The organism is Polaromonas sp. P1_E1_2, assembly GCF_056406035.1.
This window is the reverse complement of the sequence record NZ_JBFUAZ010000455.1, coordinates 1-3,548: the sequence shown is the minus strand read 5'-3', so window position 1 is coordinate 3,548 and position 3,548 is coordinate 1. Positions and strand designations below refer to the sequence as shown.

The 3,548-nt window shown below is 63.2% G+C and carries 3 protein-coding genes; 1 reads left to right on the top strand and 2 read right to left on the bottom strand.

The annotated features are described in order from the left end of the window. A partial coding sequence (locus AC1D1P_RS17875) for a LysR substrate-binding domain-containing protein (protein ID WP_477673893.1) occupies positions 1 to 718 on the top strand: 718 nt, incomplete at its 5' end. A gap of 127 nt (positions 719 to 845) precedes the next feature. Here AC1D1P_RS17875 and lnt read toward each other — a convergent pair. Both lnt and AC1D1P_RS17865 read right to left on the bottom strand, forming a co-directional pair. Then, complete coding sequence (gene lnt, locus AC1D1P_RS17870) at positions 846 to 2,456, bottom strand: apolipoprotein N-acyltransferase (protein ID WP_477673892.1); 1,611 nt, start codon at positions 2,454 to 2,456, stop codon at positions 846 to 848. Between the two features lie 57 nt (positions 2,457 to 2,513). Continuing rightward, a complete protein-coding gene (locus tag AC1D1P_RS17865; RefSeq protein WP_477673891.1) occupies positions 2,514 to 3,296 on the bottom strand; it encodes an HlyC/CorC family transporter in 783 nt (260 codons plus the stop codon). Between the last annotated feature and the right edge of the window lie 252 nt (positions 3,297 to 3,548).

Sequence of the window (3,548 nt, the reverse complement as noted above, 5' to 3'; positions counted from 1 at the left end):
GTTTGAAGAATCCTCGCAAATCCACCAGAAGCTGGACGGGCTCAAGCGCATTGCCGTCAACCTGCGGCAGTCGGCCGGCGGCCAGGTACGGCTTGCGGCCATTCCGTCCGTCAGCCATGAGTTTCTCCCGCTGGTGCTGGAAAGGCACATGGCGCGCTACCCGCGCGTTCGCGTCGAGGTGCGCACCCTGCACCAGGACCAGATGGTGCAGGCACTGTTGACGCGCAGCGTGGACTTTGCCCTTGGTTTTTATGAACACCCGCACCCGTTGCTGACCAGTTCGACGCTGGTGAGCGGCCCGCTCTACCTGGCCGTCACACGCGACATCTGGCAGCGGGCCGTGAAGGCCAGGCGCCAGAACCCGATGTCTTTCCTGGCCAGCATGCCGCTGATACGGCTGGTGGGTGAGGACCCGATGTGTCAGTCGATCGACGACCTGGCGCGCCACCTGGGCCTGACCGCCCCCGAAGGTTTGCAGGTGCACACCTCGCGGCTGGCGCTGGAGCTGGTCAAGCGCGGCATGGGCTGGACGGTGGTGGACTTCCTGACGGCCAGCAACCTGGACCCGCAATCATTGACAGCGGTGCCGCTGCATGACTTTGCCCAGGCGCCACTCCAGATGTATTTTGCGAGCAGCACACCACCTGGTCAGGATGCGCTGCGCATGCTGGAGATGCTGCCAGAACTTTTACACGGCGTGATGGCTGCAACGTACTAAGCACACCCGACTCATCGCAGCCCCCAAACCAGCAGGGGCCGCGGAACTGGCTTTGCCAGGCCGCAGGCGCCGCCCCTGGAAGGGGGAAGGCGCTACACGCAGTGAGCGTCCGACGGGGTGGGCCAGTCTAGCGACGGCGGCGGAACGCCCCAGCCAGGACCGCAACGCCCAGCCCCAGCCCCCACAGCGGCCACAGGCCGTAGCGGGACACCCAGTGGGCATACGGCGTGATGCCGTTGCGGCCCTGGACGTCGCCGTTCAGCACGCCGCGGGTGTGGCGCTCCAGCGAATGCGTGACTTTGCCCTGATGGTCGATGATGACCGTGGCACCGGTGTTGGTGGCGCGGATCATCGGTCGGCTGAATTCCAGCGCGCGCATGCGCGAAATTTGCAGGTGCTGGTCAATCGCCACGGTGTTGCCGAACCAGGCGATGTTGCTGACATTGACAAAGATGGTCGGGGCGAGCGCAGGATCGATGAAGCGTGCGCCCAGCTCTTCGCCAAAAAGGTCTTCGTAGCAGATGTTGGGCGCCAGCCGCTGGCCTTTCCATTCGAAGGAAGCCTGCCCGACCGCACCCCGGTTGAAGTCGCCCAGCGGGATGTGCATCATGTCGATGAACCACCTGAAACCCGTCGGTATGAACTCGCCGAACGGCACCAGGTGATGCTTGTCGAAACGGTAAGGCTCTGCTTGCCCGGGCTTGAAGCCCAGCACAGAGTTGGCGTACCCGGCCTGGGAGCTGCCAATCGGCAGGCCGATCAATGCCGCCTGGTTGCCGGCGGCAAACCTTGCCTGCAGCGCTTGCCAGTAGCCTTCCGGCAATTGCTGGGGCAGCACGGGGATGGCGGTTTCAGGCGCCACCACCAGCGGCGCTTTCGCATCGCGCAGCTGCTGGCCGTACCAGCGCAGCGCCGTGGCCACACCTGTGCCGGGCTGGAATTTTTCGTTCTGGGGAATGTTGCCCTGCAGCAGCGAGACACCCAGCGGCTCGGCGGGCTGGACCGGGGTATCGCCGGGCCAGGCGCTTTGCACCGGCAGATAACCCGCCACTATGCAGACAACCAGGATGCCGGTCACGTTCAGCCATTGCACATGGGATGAGCGCAGGGTCATCGCCAGCCATGCTGCAACCAGCGCGGCCAGGAAAGTCAGCCCATGCACGCCCACCCACGCGGCCAGCGGCCTGGCCCAGCCGTCGACGTGGGCATAACCGCCCTCGCCCCAGGGAAAGCCGGTAAAGAATTCGACCCGGGCCAGCTCTGCCAGCAGCCAGAGGGCTGCAAACACCGTGGCACGTGGCAGCCTGCGCCTGGGCGCCAGCTTCACGAAAAATGCGCAGGCCGCTGCGTAGTAGAGCCCCAGAAAGGCGGCGAGCAGCACGATGGCCAGTACGGTCARGGGCGCTGCCAGCCCGCCGTAGTAGTGCATGGAAATGAACAGCCACCAGAAGGTGCTGCACAACATCGCCGTGCCGAAAAGACCGCCCATCCAGGCGGCGCGCTTCCAGGAGCGGCAGCTGTCAAGTTGCGCGGCAAACAGGAAAAGCGCCAGCAGTTGCAGCCACCACAGCGGCTGGCCCTGTGCAAAACCAAAATCAAAAGGCCAGGCCATGCTTGCTGCATGGGCGCAACCAGCTATCAAAATAATAGCAATCTGGAACGGCGAAATGCCTTTGCGCGGCGGCGGGTTGCGCGCGTGCTCAAGCAACGCAGGCAAGGTCGGGAGATGGGACATCATGCTTTGAATCGAATCCCGTCCCATAGTCAGCCCGCCCTTTTTTTCGTGAATTCGTTGTCAGACGCCGGCGCTGACCGGCGACACCTTGAACCAGCGCACGGCCCCACCTTTGGTGTGCAGTACGGTGAACTGCAGGCCGGCCAGCGCGTRATGCTCGCCGCGCTTGGGAACATGGCCCATCTCATGCGCCACCAGCCCCCCGATCGTATCGAAGTCGGTTTCGGGCAGCGTCACACCAAAAGCTTCGTTGACACGCTCGATGGAGGTGTCGCCGCTGACGCGGTAGGTATGGTCGCTGAGGCCGAAGATGTCGCCCTCGTCTTCGGCAATGTCGAATTCGTCCTCGATCTCGCCGACGATCTGCTCGAGCACATCTTCAATGGTGATGAGGCCGGCCACGCGGCCGAATTCGTCAATGACGATGGCAAGGTGGTTGCGGTTGCCGCGGAATTCACGCAGCAGGTCGTTCAGCCCCTTGCTCTCCGGCACAAAGACGGCGGGCCGGAGCAGGGCCTTGATGTTGAGTTCGGGCGCGCGCTGCAGCTTGAGCAGATCCTTGGCCATCAGGATGCCGAGGATGTTTTCCTTTTCGCCTTCGTAGACGGGAAAGCGCGAGTGGGCGGTGTCGATCACCAGGTGCAGCAGTTCGTCGAACGGCGCGTCGATGTTGATCACGTCCATGCGCGGGGCTGCCACCATGACATCGCCCGCCGTCATGTCGGCCATGCGGATGACCCCCTCGAGCATCTCGCGGCTCTGGGCTCCGATGACGTCATTGTCCTGGGCTTCCACCAGGGTCTCGATCAACTCGTCCTTCGAGTCGGGGCCTGGGTGGAGCATTTCAGCGAGCTTCTGCAAAAAGCCGCGTTTGTCTTCTGGCCTGGAAGACCGACTGGGGGGAACGTCGGACACGTGATGGGCGGTCGGTAGTTGTGAAGGGGCTAAGGATAGCTGAAATCCTTGACGGTGCGCAGGCGTAATTGGCCGCCGCGTGCCGAAGCGGTTGGCTTTTGTATTTCCTGTTTGGGTTTGTGTCCATTCAGGGACACGTGGCGGAGGTTTGGATGATTTTTGGCGCGTAGCCAATGGAAA